This window comes from Clostridioides sp. LIBA-2809, from assembly GCF_056688965.1.
Genome location: NZ_CP197004.1, coordinates 395135 through 415894 on the forward strand (window position 1 = coordinate 395135; position 20760 = coordinate 415894).

The following is a 20760-nucleotide window of genomic DNA, read 5'->3' on the forward strand; positions in this document are numbered from 1 at the left end:
TAAAAAATGTAGAAATTTTCACAGAAAAGGTATACAATGATTTATATAGAAAATGATTTAAGAATAATTTAAAAATTAAATATATAATATTATAGGTTCTTCAAGCAAGATTAATAGGGAAAAAGGTTAAATTCCTTTACAGCCCCCGCTACTGTGATGCAGACGAAACTTTTGTTAGCCACTATGATGATATATTTTTATATTTCATGGGAAGGAAGAGGAGTAGGAAGAAGCTAAGTCAGGAGACCTGCCTAAAATATTAAAGTAATTTCTTCGGGGATGGAGAAAGTTTCTTATAATAATTATACAGATATGTTTATTTTATGTGTTTGTATTTGGATTGTCAAAAATTAGAAGCCTAACCATCGAGTTAGGCTTTTTTATTTTTAAAATAAATCAGACATGTATTATTTATATTTTAATTATTAGAAAAGGGAGAGAGGGGATAGTAAAATGAAACAAAATATCAAATTAGGGGTTATAGCTGCACTTATGTTAATCATTTTAACTCCAGTTACATCAAATGCAATGCACATAATGGAAGGGTACTTACCAGTAAAATGGTCTATAGCATGGGGAGTTATATTTATACCATTTTTCTTAGTAGGACTAAAATCGATAGGAAAAATAGTAAAGCAAGACCCTAAAAAGAAAGTATTATTAGCACTATGTGGAGCATTTGTATTTGTGTTGTCAGCACTAAAAATACCTTCAGTAACAGGAAGTTGTTCACATCCTACTGGAGTAGGTCTTGGAGCAATAATGTTTGGACCAAGTGTAATGTTTGTTCTTGGAACTATAGTTTTAATATTCCAAGCATTACTATTAGCGCATGGAGGAATAACTACTTTAGGAGCTAATGCTTTTTCAATGGCTATTATAGGACCAATTATATCATTCTTAATATTTAAAGCATTAAAGAAAAAAGACGGAAATAATGCAATACCAGTATTTCTTGCAGCAGCAATAGGAGATTTGGCTACATATACGATAACTTCGATACAGTTAGCACTGGCTTTTCCAGACCCATCAGGTGGAGTGATGGCTTCAGCAATTAAGTTTTTAGGAATTTTCTTTATGACTCAAATACCAATAGCAATAGCAGAAGGTATACTTACTGTAATTGTATATAACTTAGTTACAGAAAATGGAGAAAAAAGCATACTAGAAAATAATGATAAAGGAGTTAAAGCTAATGAGTGCTAAAACAAAAACGAAAACTAATATATTACTACTTTTATTAGTAGTGGCTCTTATTATATTCCCATTACTTGTTAACTCAGGTGCTGAATATGGAGGAGCAGATGGTGAAGCTGAAAGTGAAATTACTAAAATAAATCCAGATTATGAACCATGGTTTAGTAGCCCATATGAGCCACCAAGTGGAGAAATAGAAAGTTTATTATTCTCTGCACAAGCAGCATTAGGTGCTGGTGTAATAGGGTACATATTAGGTGTTCAAAAAGGAAAGAGAAGCTAATTATGCTTATAATTGATAAATATGCATATACAAATAGATTAAGTAAAGTAAATCCAAATAAAAAAGTAGCCATAGGAGTAATCTTTCTGATTGCTTCTATGGTAATAAAAAATATATTTGTTTTAAGTGGAATTATGATTTTAATGAGTATTTTAGTTGTTTGTGTGGCTGGAATAGATTTAAAGAATTATTTAAAATTACTTAGAATACCAATGTACTTTTTATTTCTTAGTATAGGAATAACTCTTGTAAATATATCTTTTAATAAGGCAGACTTATTATACAGTTTTAAAATTTTTAGTTTCAATGTAGGAATATCAAAAGCATCTATTGACATGTCTATTCACGTGTTATTTAGAGCTATGTCTTGTTTGACTTGTGTGTATTTTTGTATACTTACAACACCTTTTAATCAATTAATATTCTTCTTTAAAAAAATGCATTTGCCTGATACTTTTGTTGAATTATCAATGTTAATATATAGGTTTATATTCATATTTTTAGAAGAATTCTCAGAAATATATAAATCACAAGAACTAAGATTTGGGTACATAAATTTAAAAACTTCATATAAATCCTTAGGAATTCTTGGAAGTATGCTGTACAAAAGACTTATGACAAGGTATGATGATATGTGCATATCATTAGACATAAAATTGTATGATGGTAAATTTCACATAGTAGGGGATAATGATGTTTAAAATAAATAATTTAACTTATCAATATGAAAAGAATGCTAATGCATTATTAAACATTAATATGGATTTCTCCAAGGGAAATGTTATAGGTATAATAGGTTCAAATGGTTCAGGAAAATCAACATTATTTATGAATTTAATGGGTATATTAAAGCCTACATCTGGAGAAATTCTTTTTAAAGAAGAAAAATTAAAATATGATAAAAAAAATTTGTATAATCTTAGAAAAAATGTAGGTATTGTCTTTCAAGACCCAGAGAAACAAATTTTTTACTCGAAAGTATACGATGATATAGCATTTGCAATGAGAAATATTGGTATAGATGAAAAAACAATCAAAGAGAGAATAAACAAAGCTCTAGTAGCTGTTAATGGAATAGATTTTATAGATAGACCAGTACATTTTTTAAGTTATGGTCAGAAAAAAAGGGTAGCAATAGCATCAGTTATAGCAATGGAAAATGAAATTATATTGCTTGATGAGCCTACAGCTGGTTTAGACCCAGTAAGTACTAGGTCTATTGTAGATATAATAAAGGGATTGAATAAAGATAATATAAAAATAGTAATATCCAGTCATGATATGAATCTAATGTATGAAATATGCGATTACATATATGTATTGGATAAGGGGATTTTAATTGATGAAGGAAAAGCAGAAGACGTATTTGTAAATGAAAATAACATTATACAAGCTGGCTTAGAATCCCCATGGTTAGTAAAGATACATAAAAATATGAATCTACCTTTATTTAAGAAAGAAGAAGATTTGTATAAGTACTGGAAAGAAAGAGAACTTAATACAAACAAATAATTAAGCCCTAAACCTATTTTAAAAAAATAGATTTATATATATAATAACCCTTAACCTAGACCCCTTAAAGGTGCCTTATGATTCCCCAAATCATAAGGTTATTTTTTTTATTAAGTAGTAAAATAAATTATATGGAAAAGTGTTATTTAATTGTAATATATTGGAAATAATCTATTAGTATAATACATAATTATAATTTGAAGTAATTCATATTTTAGATTAAAATATATTTATGGCTGTTAACAGGAGGAGAAATATGAATTTAGATACATTAAATCCTGCTCAAAGAGAAGCAGTAGAAAAGACTGAGGGTCCAGTACTTATACTGGCTGGAGCTGGTTCAGGTAAAACTAAGGTATTAACAACAAGAATGGCATATCTTATAGAAGATAAAGGTGTACAACCACCAAATATATTAGCTATAACATTTACAAACAAAGCTGCAAATGAAATGAGAGAGAGAGTTGAACAAAATATAGGCTCTGAAACTAAGGAAATGTGGATAAGTACATTCCATTCTTGTTGTGTTCGTATACTAAGAAAAGACATAAATAAGATTGGTTACAACAGGAGTTTTGTAATTTATGATGCTGCGGACCAAGTTACATTGGTTAAAGACTGTCTTAAAGAACTAAATTTAAGTGATAAGGTGTTTGAGCCAAAAGCAGTTATAAGTGCCATTTCAGGAGCAAAAGACAAGCTTTATACTCCAAAACAGTTTAAAGATATCAACATGGCAGATAATAGAATGAGTAAGATTGCAGACATTTATGCATTATATCAAGACCGTTTAAAAAGAAATAGTGCACTTGATTTTGATGATTTAATACTTAAAACTGTAGAGCTTTTTAAGGCTAATGAAGAAGTGCTTGCATATTATAGAAGTAGATTTAGATACATAATGGTAGATGAGTATCAAGATACAAGTAAAGCTCAGTATGAGCTGATAAAATTATTAGCAAGAGAACATCAAAATATTTGCGTTGTTGGAGATGATGACCAAAGTATTTATGGATGGAGAGGTGCAGACATAAGAAATATACTTGAATTTGAGAAAGATTACGATAATGTACATGTTGTAAAATTGGAACAAAATTATAGGTCTACACAAGTGATATTAGATGCAGCTAATAAAGTTATATCTAATAATATAGAAAGAAAAAGGAAAAAACTTTGGAGTGAAAAAAAAGAAGGAGAGCTTATAAAGATACAATTAACTGGTAGTGAAATAGAAGAAGCTGATTTTATTTCTGATTCAATTGCACAAATAGCTAGAAAAGAGAAGAGACCTTATAAAGACTTCGCAGTACTTTATAGAGCAAATGCACAAGCTAGACCTGTAGAGGATGCTTTAAATAGAAGTCAAATACCATACAATATATATGGTGGTACAAAATTTTATGAGAGAAAAGAAATAAAGGATTTATTGGCGTATTTAAGAGTTATTCAAAATCCACAAGATGATATATCTATAAAAAGAATTATAAACGTACCTAGAAGGGGTATAGGGCTTAGAACGATAGAAAAAATTGAAGATAGAGCTAATTTAAAGCAGGAGAGTATATATTCAGTACTAATTGATATAGAGACAAATTCAGATATATCTACTAAAGCAAGAGCAAGTATAAGTGGATTTGTTGATATTATAGGGACTCTTAGAACTATAAAAGAAGTATATCCTGTTAGTAAACTTATAGAAAAAGTCTTGGATACTACAGGATACATGGATGAGCTTGTAGAGATAAGAAATAAAAATGAAAAAGATTTAACTGGTAAAGGTGAGGAAGCTCAAGATAGAATTGATAACTTAAGAGAATTTATATCTATAGCTTTGGAGTTTGAAAGTAGTAACGATGAGAATTATGAAAATAAAGATTTAGAGACATTTTTAACTAGTATAGCACTTACGTCTGAATCAAATGATGAAGAAGACAATGATAGAGTTTCTCTTATGACAATTCATACATCTAAAGGACTGGAATTCCCTGTAGTATTCTTAATAGGCATGGAAGAAGGATTATTCCCTATATCAAGAGCCATAAAATCTCTAAGTGATTCACAGATAGAAGAAGAGAGAAGACTTTGTTATGTTGGTATAACTAGGGCTAAAGAAGAGTTGTATATGTCATTGACAGAGAAGAGGACATTATATGGTAAAACGAATGTTGCAATAGCTTCAAGATTTATGGAGGAATTACCAGAAGAATGTATAGAAAGACTGTACAAAGTAAAAAAAGAGCTGAGTTACTCTAAAGCAAGTTATAATATGTTAGATAAATATACTAAAAAATATATGAATACTATAAGTAAATCTAAAGTGGCAGATAAAGTTAATGCAACGATAAAGGATTCTAATAAAGAAACTAATCCAGATGATATACAACTTGGTTCTAAAGTACATCATCCTAAATTTGGGGTTGGTACAGTAGTATCCATAATTGGAACAGATGTTACTATAGCTTTTGACAAGCAGGGAATTAAAAAAATAAATAAAGAGTATACAACACTAAATATTTTATAAAGGAGGTTAATAAAGAATGGATAGTATAAATTTTGCTAAAGACTTAATAGACTTTATATATGATAGTCCATCATCTTTTCATGCAGTTGATAGTGCTAAAGAAATTCTAGATAAAAATGGATTTCAAGAACTAACTTTGAATCATAAGTGGAACCTAAAAGTAGGTGGAAAATACTATGTTACTAAAAATTTATCTGCTATAGTGGCTTTTGTAGTTAATTCAGAAGACATAGAGAAAGATGGATTTAGGATAATAGGCTCTCATTCAGATTCTCCTACATTTAGTATTAAACCAAATGCAGAAATAGAAGCTGAAAAATCTTATTTAAAGTTGAATACAGAGTGTTATGGAGGGGCAATATTGAGTACATGGCTAGATAGACCTCTCGGGATAGCTGGTAGGGTAGTTTTAAAGAGTGATAATATATTAAAACCAAGTGAAAGACTTATAGACTTTAAAAAGCCAATTTGTATAATACCAAATCTAGCTATACATTTAAATAGAAGTATAAATGATGGTCATTCATATAACAAACAAAAAGATATGTTACCTTTGGTTGGTCTGTTAAATGATACATTAGAAAAAGACAACTTTCTTTTAAAACAAATAGCATCTAATTTGGATGTAAACATGGAAGATGTTATAGATTTTGATTTATTTTTATATGAATTTGAAAAAGGAAGCTTAATAGGGGCTAATGATGAATTTATATCTATTGGAAGACAAGATAATCTTGCAATGGTACATGCTAGTTTAAATGCTCTTGTTGATACTAAAGGTAAAAATGGCGTAAATGTAATGGCTGTATTTGATAATGAAGAAGTTGGTAGTTCTACTAAACAAGGTGCAGATTCAAACATGCTATTAAATATATTAGAGAGAATCTGTTTATCAATAGGTAAAGATAGAGAAGAGTTTTTTGAGTCTATTTATTCATCTTTTATGATATCATCAGATTTGGCTCATGCTATACATCCAAACACTCCAGAAAAACATGACCCAACTAATAAACCAGTTATGGGAAAAGGTCCAGTTATAAAGATAAATGCTAGTCAGGCATATACAAGTGATGGATATTCTATAGCTGTTTATAAAAATATATGTAGAGAAGCTAATGTTGAGTATCAAGAATTTGTCAATAGGTCAGATGAAAGAGGTGGAAGTACTATAGGGCCAATATCTTCTACTCATATAGATATACCATCTGTGGATGTGGGAAGTCCAATTTTAGCAATGCACTCTATAAGAGAATTAGGCAATGTTGAGGACCATTATAGTATATATAAAACATTTAGTAAGTTTTTTGAAATATAAATATAAGATAAACAATTTGGAGATGAGACTATGAAATTAGGATTATGCTTAGAGGGTGGAGGCGCAAAAGGAGCTTACCAGGCTGGAGTAGTAAAGGCATTGTATGATGGAGGAATAAATAAATTTTATTCAATTTCAGGGACATCAATAGGAGCAATAAATGGATATTATTTGTACACAGGTAATGTTGATAAGTTGGAAAAAATGTGGACAAATATAAAAGATATCCAGAATGGAAATGTAAAAATAGTAAATAATACTGTGGATAACTCTCCTGCTATAGACAATTTAAGGGAACTGGATGATAGCAAAATAGAAGAAATGAACTTTTATGTTAATTATGTAGAAGTCAATAATAAGGTAGTATCAGAAAAGATTGTTAATGTATCAAAAATGACTCGTAATGAAGCAATTATCAGCATTTCATACAGTGGATTGTTACCATCGAATCCAAAGGCTACTCTTGGATTTAAAGAACAATTTGTAAAAGATGTTCAAGAAGGACTCTATGATGGTTTTAAATTAGATGGAGGTCTAATTAGGAGTGCATTAATTGAACCTTTAATTGGGGATAATGTGGATAAGATTATTTTAATATCAACAAAATATAATTATGAGTTACCAGAAGATATTAAAAAAATATATGATGAAGACAGAATAATAGTAGTTAGACCAAATACTCAATTTGCACCTAAAGACACTCTTAATTTTGATGATGAGTTTTGCAAAGCTATTTACCAAGAAGGATATGAAATAGGAAAAAATATACTTGATAGACTTTAATTTAGAGTATAATATAATAAATGTAATTGTATAATTTAACTAATGAAAAGGAAGGTAATGAATTATGGAAAATAAAAATCCTATAGTAACTATAGAAATGGAAAATGGAAAAGAAATTAAAATTGAGTTATATCCAAATATAGCACCAAACACAGTTAAAAACTTTGTATCGTTAGTAAATGAAGGATATTATAATGGTATAATCTTTCATAGGGTAATACCAGGATTTATGATACAAGGTGGATGCCCAAATGGTACAGGAATGGGTGGGCCAGGTCACTCTATAAAAGGTGAATTTAGTGGTAATGGATTTACTAACAATTTAAAACATGAGAGAGGAGTCATATCAATGGCTAGAACTATGGCACCTAACTCAGCAGGTTCTCAATTTTTCATAATGCATAAAAACTCACCACATTTAGATGGTCAATATGCAGGTTTTGGTAGAGTAATAGAAGGTATAGATGTTGTTGATGAAATAGCATCAGTTAGAACAGATGCAGGTGATAAGCCACAAACTCCACAAGTTATGAAATCTGTTACTGTGGAGACTTTTGGAATAGATTACTCAGATGTAGAAAAAAACTAAAACATATATAAAATTTAACTATAAGTAAAGATATATGTTGTTTAATGAAGATAAAGTGGGATGTAGTTACGTCTTTAGACGAATACATCCCACTTTTTAATTTGTTTTATATAAGGAAAAGTTATATCAAAATATTAAATGGTAAATTACAAAATATATTAATTAAAAATAGTATTGAATTTTCAAATTATTTATTCTATAAAATTATTATTATGAAATTTTAATTGAAAGGTAAAGTATAATTAAAAAAAGTTTACTAAAATTATTTTTATCTAAGTTTTTATATAATAATATATTAAATAGATACAGAAGATATATGGAAAACACTTATTTCAGTATTTTTTGAAGTTATTTTATCTATTTTATTTAAGAAAAATAAGTTTTTTTGTACTTTTTGTTTATAAAAAAATATCATTATGGAAATATCTTCTATTTACAATTTTATAACTTTGGTTTACAATAATAGAGACAATAAATCCTAAAAAACATAAGAAGAAAAAAGTGCTTAATATTTGAGAGAGACTGGTTTAGTTTACACCAGCTAGGCCAGTCAAGGAATAATTTAAAGTGTAATATATAATAATGAAAAAGAACATGTTATTAGAAATTTCTAATACATGTTCTTTTTTTGTAGAAATTAGTATTATTATATAAATATTTAATGAGTAAATTTCTAACTATGCTGTAACTAAGTATGTACTTTAACATAGTATAATATAGACCCAAAATGGAGGGATTATAAATGAGAAATATTATACTTTATTTAAATGATGATACCTTTATATCAAAAAAATATCCAGATAAAAATTTTAGTTTTTTAGAATATTGTTTGATAGGAACTAAATATTCAAGTACTTTTATAGAAGAAAGGCTCCTTACTTTTTTTAAAGTAAGAATACCAAAGATATTAAAAGATAAAAATATATTAAAAGCAGAGTTATTTATTCATATTAATTCAGAGAATAATTATGTTTTTAATGAAAAAATAGATATTGAAGTAAAAAGAATAGTCGAATATTATAATTCAAGGACTATATCATGGAATGATAAATTGCCTATAGAAAATATTGGAGGATATCTACCAATTGGCATAAGTGATACATCTAATTATATTTGTTTAAATATTACAAATGTTGTAAAAGCATGGGCAGTAGGTAAATATCCTAATTATGGATTAGCTCTATCTTTAAACTATCCTTGTAAAATTATAGAATTTACGTCTAGTAGAGGACGTAACAAACCATATATACTTATAACATTTGAAGAAAGAAAAAAAGAGTGTTGTCCTCCTAAATCTTGGTGTACTCCAATGGGAATAACTGGCCCAACAGGGGCAACTGGAGCAACCGGCCCAACAGGGAATACAGGAGCAACTGGAGAAATAGGTCCAATGGGAGTAACTGGCCCAACAGGGAATACAGGAGCAACTGGAGAAATAGGTCCAATGGGAGTAACTGGCCCAACAGGGAATACAGGAGCAACTGGAGAAATAGGTCCAACAGGAGACACAGGAGCAACTGGGGAAATAGGTCCAACAGGAGCAACTGGTTCAACAGGAAACACAGGAGTGACTGGGGAGATAGGCCCAACAGGAAATACAGGAGCAACGGGAGAAATAGGACCGATGGGAGTAACTGGTCCAACAGGGAATACAGGAGCAATGGGAGAAATAGGACTGATGGGAGCAACTGGCCCAACAGGGAATACAGGAGAGACAGGAGCAACAGGAAACACAGGAGCAACAGGAGAAATAGGACCGATGGGAGCAACTGGTCCAACAGGGAATACAGGAGCAACGGGAGAAATAGGCCCAACAGGAGCGACAGGAGCAACAGGAATAGGAATAACAGGCCCAACGGGCGCAACAGGAGCAATAGGACCAACAGGAAATGCAGGAGCAACGGGAGAAATAGGACCGATGGGAGCAACTGGTCCAACAGGGAATACAGGAGAGACAGGAGCAACTGGTCCAACAGGAAACACAGGAGCGACAGGGGAAATAGGGCCAACAGGAGCAACCGGTCCAACAGGAAACACAGGAGCGACAGGGGAAATAGGCCCAACGGGAGCAACCGGTCCAACAGGAAGCACAGGAGTGACAGGGGAAATAGGGCCAACAGGAGCAACCGGTCCAATAGGAAACACAGGAGCGACTGGGGAGATAGGCCCAACAGGAGCAACCGGTCCAACAGGAAGCACAGGAGCGACAGGGGAGATAGGTCTAACAGGAGTAACCGGTCCAACAGGAAACACAGGAACGACAGGGGAGATAGGGCCAACAGGAGCAACCGGTCCAGCAGGAAACACAGGAGTGACAGGGGAAATAGGGCCAACAGGAGCAACCGGTCCAACAGGAAACACAGGAGTGACAGGGGAAATAGGGCCAACAGGAGCAACCGGTCCAACAGGAAGCACAGGAGCGACAGGGGAGATAGGGCCAACAGGAGCAACTGGTCCAACAGGAAACACAGGAGCGACTGGGGAGATAGGCCCAACAGGAAATACAGGAGTGACAGGAGAAATAGGTCCAACGGGAGTAACAGGTCCAACAGGAAACACAGGAACGACAGGGGAAATAGGAGCAACCGGTCCAACAGGAAATACAGGAGAAATAGGTCCAACAGGAGTAACCGGCCCAACAGGAAATACAGGAGTAACCGGTCCAACAGGAGCAACTGGCCCAACAGGAAATACAGGAGCAACGGGAGTAACTGGTCCAACAGGAGCGACAGGCAATTCCTCACAGCCGATTGCTAACTTTCTTTTAAACGCACCATCTGCACAAATTTTAGGCAATGGGGAAGCTATAAAAAATTGGCAGGCAGTGATAGGAAATAGTTCAAGTATAACAGTAGATGCAAATGGGGCATTTAAAGTACAAGAAAATGGTGTGTACTATATCTCAGTTTCAATAGCATTGCAACCAGGTTCATCAAGTATAAATCAATACTCTTTTTCATTTTTATTTCCTGTTTTAGGAGGTAAAGACTTAGCAGGTCTTACTACTGAACCAGGTGGTGGAGGTTTGATTTCTGGATATTTCGTTGGTTTTCTATTTGGTGGAACTACATTTACTATAAATAACTTTTCATCCGTGTCAGTAGGAATACTAAATGGTCAATCAGCAGGAACAGCAGCTACTTTGACTATATTTAGAATAGCTGATACTATTATGACTTAATTTTATATTTAATATATCTACAACAAAAAAACTGTTTCAAATATATATTTGAAACAGTTTTTTATTGTTTAAAAATTTTATATTATTTAAAGTTCTTAATTGCAGTAGTTAAATTAGGCACTAATTGTTTCTTTCTAGATACAACACCTGGTGCAAATGTACCTTGAACACCCTCAACACCAAAAGCATCAGCAATTAATCTATCTTCTGCTTTGTAAATTAAATAAGAACCTTCTTTGATTATATCTGTAACTGCAAGAACCAATTTATCATAATCAGTTGAATTTATATAAGATAAAAAGTCATCTTTTTTAGCAAATATAGAGTCTATGTCTAAAGTAAATACTTGTCCAATACCAACTCTGTGTCCACTCATATTAAACTCTTTAAAGTCCATATTTACTATTTCTTCTATAGTATATTCATCTAGAGAAGTACCACATTTAAACATATCCATAGCATATTTTTCCATATCTATTTTTGCTATTTTACTTAGTTCTTCACAAGCTCTTTTATCCATGTCAGTTGTTGTTGGAGATTTAAATAATAATGTATCTGATAATATAGCAGATAAAAGAAGTCCGGCTATTTCATAAGGTATCTCAACATTATTTTCTTTGTACATTTGATAAATTATAGTACTATTACATCCAACAGGCATAACTCTAAAAGACATAGGAACATCAGTAGAAATACCACCAAGTTTATGATGGTCAACTATTTCAACTATGTTTGCCTGTTCAATTCCATCAGCACTTTGAGCATATTCATTATGGTCAACTAAAACAACATTCTTTTTAGTTGGATTTAATAGATGACCTTTTGAAATCAGTCCTAAAAACTTATTATCATCATCTAATATAGGATAAGATCTGAAGTTTGTCTCTAGCATAATCTCTTTTATTTCATCCATGTAGTCATCTTCTTTGAATGTAATTAAATTTTCTGTAGCTTCTATAGAGTCCAAGAAACTACACTGATTTATCACATTAGAAGTTTTGTAGTTGTCACTTTCAACAGAAACAACAGACACTCCATTTATTTTAGCAAGAGCTAGCAAGTCTTTTGAAATTTCTGTATGATTAGTAAGTATTAAAAGTTTAACTTTTGTATCAATGGCGTATTCAATACTATCATATCTGTCACCAACGATAGCTATGTCTCCCTCTTTTAAAGTTTCTATTAGGGTTTCCATACCAAATGATAAAGTAACCACTCTACCTTTTACATCCTCTCCGCAATTCACAAGGATAGTACCATCAAGATTTTTACAAATGTTTGATAGTGATGTGTGTATAGTTGTAAAGTGTTGATGAAGTAGGTTTTTAGCTATTTCTTTCATAGTAATGATACCAGCAAAAGTTCCATCATCATAAGTTACAGGTAGTGTTTTAACATTTTTTTCATCCATAAGATTATAAGCCTCTAATATAGATGAAGTTGGAGTTAAAGGTACTACTTTATCATAATTTAAATCTCTAACTTGTATTCTAACATTATCTAAGATTTCAGGTGCATCTACCTTAAAGTAATCTAAGGCATATTTAGCTTCTTTTCTGATATCTCCTAAAGCATAAGCTGTTGCTTTCATTCCTAGTTTGTTCTTTAAATGTGCTAATGAAATTGCAGAACATATTGAATCTGTATCTGGATTTTTATGTCCGAAAACTAATAAACTCATTTTAATACTCCTTTCAAAACTTGAATATAATAATAATTGATAAAAATATTATATCAAAAGGTGGTGAGTATTTGTTGTAAAAAGAAAAAAATTTAGTGAAAAAATATTATATAAAATTTTATTTCTTACATAAATACTGCGAATTTAATATAAAAATTATTATTATATTATACTTTTACCCAATCATATACACAATTAAATTTACTTTTATTTGAAATAAATTGATTAAATATACCTGCGAAAAAATTAATTAATATGATAATAAATTAAAAATTTATAAATATTTTATACTATAAAAATTTTTGTATATATATTATAAGTAAAAAATTAACGGATTTAACATAAAACTTATTTATACATATGAAAAGCATAATTATGCTATATTGATTAAAAAATAACTTATATAAACTATAATAATTCCAGTTTATATTTTTAAAAAAATTATACAGAGGTTGTAGAAAGAAAAATTGCATATAAATCAAAAATAATCGTTATTTTATGAAAATACGACAAAAATTTTATCTTATATTTATACAAATAATACATAAATAACATATAAAATTTAATAAGTAAAAAAAGTGAAAGATATAAATTATCATTTTAGTATTTTATTTAGTCAAAGTAAATTATTTAAATGAAAAATATCTCATTTAGATAAAAAATTTAAATAAAAGTAAAAAAAATAATGTATTTGTTAAAAAATAAATTGACAAAATATTCAGAAAAAAACTTCTTGACCTAGGAGCACAAAGTAAATAAAATCTAAAGTATAGAGATGAAATCTATAAAATTATTTTAAGTATAAGTTAAAATATAGATGATGCATTTAAGATTTATAAAAATAGGAGATGCATAATTATTTAGGGAGGTTTTTAGTATGGAGAAAAAAGAAAAGGTTGTAGAAAAATCAAGTGTTGAAGTATGTAGTCCTGAAATTGTGAATAGTGTTGAGACATTAAGAATAAGATTAGAAGAAATAAGACTAGCACAAAAAGAATTTGCAACATTTACACAAGAGCAAGTGGATAAAATTTTCTTAGCTGCTTCAACTGCAGCAAATCAACAAAGAATACCTCTAGCAAAGATGGCAGTAGAAGAGACTGGTATGGGTATTGTTGAAGATAAAGTTATAAAAAATCATTTTGCGTCAGAATATATCTATAATGCTTATAAAGATACTAAAACTTGTGGTGTCATAGAAAAAGATGAAGCATTTGGTTTTACAAGGATTGCTGAACCAGTAGGTGTTTTATCAGCAGTTATACCAACAACTAATCCTACATCAACAGCAATATTTAAATCTCTAATAGCACTAAAAACTAGAAATGGTATAATTTTCTCTCCTCATCCAAGAGCTAAAAACTGTACTATAGAAGCTGCTAGAGTTGTACATGATGCAGCAGTCAAGGCGGGTGCACCAAAAGGACTTATAGGTTGGGTAGATGTACCTTCAATCGAACTTACTAATGTTGTTATGGCAGAGGCAGACCTTATATTGGCTACTGGTGGACCTGGAATGGTTAAGTCTGCGTATTCTTCAGGAAAGCCAGCTGTTGGAGTTGGACCTGGAAATGTACCTGCAATAATAGATGAGAGTGCAGATGTAAAAATGGCTGTAAGTTCAATATTGGTATCAAAATCATTTGACAATGGTATGATATGTGCTTCTGAGCAAGCAGTGATAGTACCAGAAAAAATATATGAAGAAGTTAAAAAAGAATTTAAATATCGTGGAGCACATTTCTTAACTAAAGAAGAAACAGAAAAAGTAGGAAAAGTAGTAATAATTGATGGTTCATTAAATGCTAAAATAGTTGGACAACCAGCTCATATTATAGCTAAAATGGCAGATGTAGAAGTTCCAAAAACAGCTAGAATAATAATTGGTGAAGTAGAATCTGTTGAATTAGATGAACCTTTTGCACATGAAAAACTTTCTCCTGTACTTGCAATGTATAAATCTAAAAGTTTTGAAGATGCAGTTGCTAAAGCTGAAAAATTAGTTGCAGATGGTGGATATGGTCATACATCTTCATTATATGCAGACGCTATAAATCATCCAGATAGAGTAGAAAAGTTTGTAAATGCAATGAAGACTTGTAGAGTACTAGTTAATACTCCATCATCACAAGGTGGTATAGGTGACTTATATAACTTTAAATTAGCACCATCTCTTACTCTTGGCTGTGGTTCTTGGGGTGGAAACTCAGTATCTGAAAACGTAGGAGTAAAGCATTTACTTAATATCAAGACAGTAGCTGAAAGGAGAGAGAATATGCTTTGGTTTAGAGCACCAGAAAAAGTTTATTTCAAAAAAGGATGTTTAGGTGTAGCAGCAAGAGAATTTAAAGATGTTATGGATAAAAAGAAAGCCTTTATAGTAACAGACTCTTTCCTTTATAATAATGGATACACTAAGAAACTAACTGATTTATTAGATGAGATGGGAATTAAGCATACTACATTCTTTGATGTTGCTCCAGACCCAACATTAGCTTGTGCAAGAGAAGGAGCTAAAGCTATGGCTGATTTCCAACCAGATTTAATAATAGCTGTAGGTGGAGGTAGTGCAATGGATGCTGGTAAGATAATGTGGGTAATGTATGAGCATCCAGAGGTAGACTTCCAAGATTTGGCTATGAGATTTATGGATATAAGAAAGAGAGTATACGTATTCCCTAAGATGGGTGAAAAAGCATACTTTGCTGCTATCCCAACTTCAGCAGGAACTGGCTCAGAAGTAACTCCATTTGCAGTTATAACTGACCAAGATTCAGGTGTAAAATATCCATTAGCAGATTATGAATTAATGCCAAACATGGCTATAATTGATGCTGATATGATGATGGAAATGCCACCAAGATTAACAGCAGCATCAGGTGTTGATGCATTAACACATGCCCTAGAAGCATATGTATCTATGTTAAGAACTGAACCAGCTGATGGATTGGCACTTCAAGCAGGTAAGATAATATTTGAATATCTACCTCGTGCATACAAAAATGGAAAGAATGATAAAGAAGCAAGAGAAAAAATGGCAATGGCATCTACTATGGCAGGTATGTCTTTTGCAAATGCCTTCTTAGGAATATGCCACTCTTTAGCACATAAATTAGGTGCATTCCACCATGTTCAACACGGTGTTGCAAATGCATTGTTAATAAATGAAGTAATCAAGTTCAATTGTGCAGAAGCTCCAAATAAGATGGGTGCATTCTCACAATACAGATATCCTGATTGTATACAAAGATATGCTGAATTTGCTTCTTTTGCAGGAATTAAGGGAAACACAGACCAAGAAAAAGTAGATAACCTTATAAAAGCAATAGATGACTTAAAGGCAAGAGTAGGTCTTCCTAAGACTATAAAAGAGGCTGGGGTAGAGGAATCTAAATTCTTAGAAGGATTAGATGCTATGGTTGAACAAGCTTTTGATGACCAATGTACAGGAGCTAATCCTAGATACCCATTGATGAGTGAATTAAAAGAGATATATCTAAAAGTTTATTATGGTAAATAATATTCATTGTACAATATATGTTCTATTAGACTTGTATATAAATTATTAGATTTGAACATAAATAGAGTTTTATTAGATTCGTATATAAATAGTTGTTAATAATACATTATAACTTAAATCTTAAATAGAAATGATAAAAAGTTAGGAAATTCATATTGATTTTGAATATGTGTATTTAATCAATTAACTTTAAAATTAGTCGGAAAAATTTTTTATTACATATAATTTTAAAGCAGAATATATAAAAAACTTTATGAAAAAATTATAAAAATATTCAGAAAATTCTATTGACTAATTTATTTATCATGATATAATAAGTTTAGAAAAGAAAAAGAATTGGGGCCTATTAAGGCCCCCTTACTATTTTTTGATAGATTTATTTAGAATAACTTTCTCACTTTGATTTTTTATATTTATTATAGAATCAGTATAATCTACTTCAAAGTTAGCAAAAGCAGAAAATAAATCTATGTCCCTTAATAAATGAATTGTCATACATTGATTGTTCTTATTTACCCTTAGAATCAATGCTCTTACAAAGGGAAATTGGATTCTAGAATTAAATAAGTTAGAACCATCAGTATCTATATCTAAGCTACGATAATTAATATCTATAAATACATCTACGTCATCGTTTTCTTCTCTTATTATTCTATAGTCAAAATCCAAGTCTAAATTTAAATTACCTAAAACCAATAACATTTAAATCCTCTTTTCTATAAGTAGTTTTAGAGTATTAGTTTAACTAAGCTCTCCATCTATTATAGATATAATTCTATCTGCTTTTCTAGCAATATTTTCATTATGTGTTATTACTATAAGAGTTTGGTTATATTTTTTTATAGAATTTTTTAGTAAATCCATGACTTCTTCTGTAGTTTTACTATCCAAATTTCCTGTTGGTTCATCTGCTAGGATTATACTTGGTTTTGCAGATAAAGCACGAGCAATAGCAACTCTTTGTTGTTGACCACCAGATAATTGATTTGGAAGATGATTTTTTCTCTCACTAAGACCCAATAAATTTATAAGGTCTTCGATGTATTCTTCATCAACTTTTTTATTGTCTAACTTTAGTGGTAATTCTATATTTTCTTTTACATTTAATACTGGAATTAAGTTATACTGTTGAAATACAAATCCTACTTTTTGTCTTCTATATTTTGCTAATCTTTTATCTGAAAGGCAACATATATCTTTACCATCTACTTTTATAGTTCCATTACTTGGTCTCTCAAGACCTCCTACTAAATGTAGAAATGTGCTTTTTCCACTTCCACTTGGGCCAATTATCGCAACAAATTCACCCTTATTTATTTTTAAATTTGCATCCTTTAGTGCATGTACAGATGTTTCCTTTTTTCCATAAATCTTACCTAAGTTAAGAATCTCTAATATAGGCATAATTAATCCTCCTATTCTGTAATGTTTATAGCTTCAACTATACTAATTTTATTTATTTTCCTTAATGGAATATATGTAGCTAGAATACCTACAATTATGTTTGCTAAAACAATTAGGATATATATTTTGTAATCTATTGAAAAATCTAATCCATATGATACAAAGCCTTGCATATAATACATTTTAAATTGTATTATAAGTCCTGCAACAATGGTAATTACACTTGAGAGTGTTCCATATAATATTCCTTCATAAAGTATCATATTTTTAAAGCCTCTCTCAGAAATACCAATAGCTCTCAACATTCCAAATTCGCTAGTTCTTGAAGTTAAGTTATAACTTATGTTATTTATTATGTTAAGTACACTAATTATGAACATTACTGCTACTATGCCATAACTATAAATCATGGATCTAGATGTCATCTTATCAGAATTTTCTTTTTCTACCATCATATCTACTGTTGTAGTTCCAGGAACTTCACTTCCAATTTTGCCTAGAAGTTTATTTATTTTTTTCTTGTTTGCATTTTTATTAAGGTCTGTATAAACTAAGTTATACTTATCTACACCAGTTAATTTTTTTAGATATTCGCTACTCGTTATTACATCTACACCATCATCTCCAGAGTACATACCATTATCTGCAAAAGTATAACTTATAATAGCTCCAACTTTAAATTCATATTCTAAGTATTCATAATTATCTTTTAGACTTTCATAAAGTCCTGTATCCATTCCGGCCTTTGGATATTTAACTTTTATAGTATCACCTACCTTTATATCTATAGCTGGTGTTCCTTCACCAGGAGTAAAGGTCTTTGTGTATTTCTGTGTTTCAGAAATTTCTGGTACATATACTATAGCTAAGTTTTCTTTTTTCATTTTTTTCAAGTTTATACTTCCACTTACTAAGTAATCTTCTAATGAATTTATCATCTCATCATTATAACCTTTTAGTTTTTGCTTTAATGTATATTTTCCAGTAGTCTTATTTTTGATGAATAGAGGATTTTTCTTATAATAAGGAGCTGAATTTATAGTTTCGTAGTAATCTAATCTATTTATTTTATTTACCTCTATTCTAGTGTTTAAGATGCTAGCAGTTTTGACTTTATCAATTCCATCTATATTTTTAATTTTATCTATCTGATTATCATTAAAACCCCTTATATCTTTAAAAGAAGTATTGTCGCCAATTTCATTGAGATGAGTGTTTGATAGAATAAAATCTGCATTCATATATGCTTGCTCTTGGATGTTTTTATTTTGGACATCTAAAAAAGAATATTTATAATTGTCTTTTATGACAATTATACCTCCTATACTCATAGATAATACAATTATAAGGAATCCCTTTTTATTTCTAAAGATGTTTTTTGCAGATATAGATTTTGTTACTGACATATTTAAAGTCAATTTTGATATTAAAGAATTAACTTTGATTATATTTTTATCAGTTCCAAAAGTTTTTCTTATAGCATCAATAGGAGAAATTCTTCTTATCTTTAAATATGTAAAGAAACTTATAATGAGTATTGTCAGTATTATACATGCAATTGATAAGAGGATTATTTTATCTGGAATAACAAAAGGGGTAACATTTATATTTCCTTCAAATTGAATATTTCCTGCAGACCTATTAAATATTTGTGCACCTCCCATACCTGTACATATACCTAGAGGCATTGCTATCAGAGCAAGTATAAAAAGTTCATAAAACATAAGTTTGAAAATCCTAAAGTTAGTGGAGCCAATAGCTCTTAAGATACCATATTCTTGTACTCTTTGGTATATTGATATAACATAGATACTATAGATTACAATACCAGAAAATATACTCATAGCAATTGCAACATATTTACTTGAATTATCTAAAGTACCATTTTCCATAGTAGCGTCTATAAGCATTGAGTTTCTTCCTACGCTTTTCTCATCCAACATAGCATTTTTTACTATATTGTCTATGTTTGTATTTATATCACTGCCTTCATTAAATTCAATAGAAGCTGTAAACTTATTCAATTTTGATTCATGTAGGTTTAAAAAAATTTCACATTTCCCCTTTTGTTTCTCTATAAATCTATCTTCAAGTATTCCTACAACTTTAAAAGTCTCTGGTTTTTCTTTTTGATATAATTTAAAAGTAAGATTTTGATTTATTTCTGGTTTTAGACCCATACTATTTAAAACCCATTTTTCTACTACCACCTCATTGCTAGCTTTTGGAAGGTGACCTTTTATAAGTTTAGATTGATTAGTCAAGTAATTTTTATTTGCATATTGTATGTTTATAGGTAATTTTTCATTAACATCTGTAGATGCATAATAAGATGTTATACCTAGGTTTTTAATATCTTTACCAGATTTTATGGATTCTAATTGATTTCTCTTTATATCTTTAAAGTATGCATGGTCAGTTCCAAGCTCTCTTTTCAATCTATCTACATCTGCTTGCTGAGCACTTCTTGAGAGGGTGCCAATACCAACAATGAGTGATGTAGCAAGAATTATACTCAGAGTAATTGCTAAAGATCTTGCTTTATAACTTTTTATGTATCTTAGTACTATTTTCAAATTATCTTTCATATTTACCACTTCCTTTCTTAGCTAACTTAATTATATGTTTATTTAAAATATATATCAAAGTAAGTATCTTCAAGTTTTGAGTACTTAATTGTACAAATTTATATATGTTTTTGCAAGTTTAATTAATGTACATGTAAATTTTGACTTTTTACATAATTTTTTTAAAATGATATAATCCCTATATAA

14 protein-coding genes, 1 pseudogene and 1 riboswitch are annotated in these 20760 nt (G+C 30.2%); of the genes and pseudogenes, 11 read left to right on the forward strand and 4 right to left on the reverse strand.

From position 1 onward, the window contains the following. Nucleotides 1-76 precede the first annotated feature (76 nt). Nucleotides 77-269, forward strand: a riboswitch (cobalamin riboswitch). A gap of 184 nt (nucleotides 270-453) precedes the next feature. The 10 genes and pseudogenes from ACTG44_RS02220 (at nucleotide 454) to ACTG44_RS02265 (ending at nucleotide 11381) form a co-directional block, all read left to right on the forward strand. Next, a complete protein-coding gene (locus ACTG44_RS02220; RefSeq protein WP_479918000.1) occupies nucleotides 454-1206 on the forward strand; it encodes an energy-coupling factor ABC transporter permease in 753 nt (250 codons plus the stop codon). Continuing rightward, a complete protein-coding gene (locus ACTG44_RS02225) occupies nucleotides 1196-1480 on the forward strand; it encodes an energy-coupling factor ABC transporter substrate-binding protein (protein WP_021382896.1) in 285 nt (94 codons plus the stop codon). Before ACTG44_RS02220 ends, ACTG44_RS02225 begins: the two co-directional genes overlap by 11 nt. A 2-nt stretch (nucleotides 1481-1482) precedes the next feature. Next, nucleotides 1483-2181, forward strand: a complete 699-nt coding sequence (gene cbiQ, locus ACTG44_RS02230) for a cobalt ECF transporter T component CbiQ (RefSeq protein WP_021382888.1) — start codon at nucleotides 1483-1485, stop codon at nucleotides 2179-2181. Further along, nucleotides 2174-2992, forward strand: a complete 819-nt coding sequence (locus ACTG44_RS02235; RefSeq protein WP_479921192.1) for an energy-coupling factor ABC transporter ATP-binding protein — start codon at nucleotides 2174-2176, stop codon at nucleotides 2990-2992. The genes cbiQ and ACTG44_RS02235 overlap by 8 nt, the downstream gene beginning before the upstream one ends. 256 nt (nucleotides 2993-3248) lie before the next feature. Beyond that, on the forward strand, nucleotides 3249-5513 hold the full coding sequence (locus ACTG44_RS02240) for a DUF3553 domain-containing protein (protein WP_479921193.1): 2265 nt from the start codon (nucleotides 3249-3251) through the stop codon (nucleotides 5511-5513). Nucleotides 5514-5529: 16 nt separating this feature from the next. Then, nucleotides 5530-6828 carry a M18 family aminopeptidase gene (locus ACTG44_RS02245; RefSeq protein ID WP_021382885.1) on the forward strand — a complete coding sequence of 433 codons (1299 nt, stop codon included), beginning with the start codon at nucleotides 5530-5532 and terminating at the stop codon, nucleotides 6826-6828. A 30-nt stretch (nucleotides 6829-6858) separates the two neighbouring features. Beyond that, nucleotides 6859-7611, forward strand: coding sequence for a patatin-like phospholipase family protein (locus ACTG44_RS02250; RefSeq protein ID WP_021382895.1), 753 nt, complete (start codon nucleotides 6859-6861; stop codon nucleotides 7609-7611). A 64-nt stretch (nucleotides 7612-7675) separates the two neighbouring features. Next, nucleotides 7676-8200, forward strand: a complete 525-nt coding sequence (locus tag ACTG44_RS02255) for a peptidylprolyl isomerase (protein WP_479918004.1) — start codon at nucleotides 7676-7678, stop codon at nucleotides 8198-8200. A 742-nt stretch (nucleotides 8201-8942) separates the two neighbouring features. Next, nucleotides 8943-9446: pseudogene (locus ACTG44_RS02260) on the forward strand (DNRLRE domain-containing protein); the annotation flags it as partial. Nucleotides 9447-9509: 63 nt separating this feature from the next. Further along, complete coding sequence (locus ACTG44_RS02265; protein WP_479921690.1) at nucleotides 9510-11381, forward strand: collagen-like domain-containing protein; 1872 nt, start codon at nucleotides 9510-9512, stop codon at nucleotides 11379-11381. 82 nt (nucleotides 11382-11463) lie between these two features. Here ACTG44_RS02265 and ACTG44_RS02270 read toward each other — a convergent pair whose 3' ends face one another. Then, complete coding sequence (locus ACTG44_RS02270; protein ID WP_021382899.1) at nucleotides 11464-13062, reverse strand: putative manganese-dependent inorganic diphosphatase; 1599 nt, start codon at nucleotides 13060-13062, stop codon at nucleotides 11464-11466. Between the two features lie 877 nt (nucleotides 13063-13939). Here ACTG44_RS02270 and adhE point away from each other — a divergent pair. Beyond that, entirely contained in the window at nucleotides 13940-16582 is a 2643-nt protein-coding gene (gene adhE / locus ACTG44_RS02275; protein ID WP_479918005.1) for a bifunctional acetaldehyde-CoA/alcohol dehydrogenase, read from the forward strand. A gap of 360 nt (nucleotides 16583-16942) precedes the next feature. On the opposite strand, the gene ACTG44_RS02280 is transcribed toward adhE, so the two are convergent. Genes ACTG44_RS02280 through ACTG44_RS02290 form a run of 3 tightly spaced genes read right to left on the reverse strand, consistent with a single transcriptional unit; the run spans nucleotide 16943 to nucleotide 20574 of the window. Beyond that, nucleotides 16943-17284, reverse strand: coding sequence for a hypothetical protein (locus ACTG44_RS02280; RefSeq protein WP_021382906.1), 342 nt, complete (start codon nucleotides 17282-17284; stop codon nucleotides 16943-16945). 39 nt (nucleotides 17285-17323) lie between these two features. Then, nucleotides 17324-17986 carry an ABC transporter ATP-binding protein gene (locus ACTG44_RS02285; protein WP_021382936.1) on the reverse strand — a complete coding sequence of 221 codons (663 nt, stop codon included), beginning with the start codon at nucleotides 17984-17986 and terminating at the stop codon, nucleotides 17324-17326. 11 nt (nucleotides 17987-17997) lie between these two features. Continuing rightward, nucleotides 17998-20574 (reverse strand): ABC transporter permease, encoded by a 2577-nt coding sequence (locus ACTG44_RS02290; protein WP_021382904.1) that lies wholly within the window; start codon nucleotides 20572-20574, stop codon nucleotides 17998-18000. Nucleotides 20575-20760: the final 186 nt, after the last annotated feature.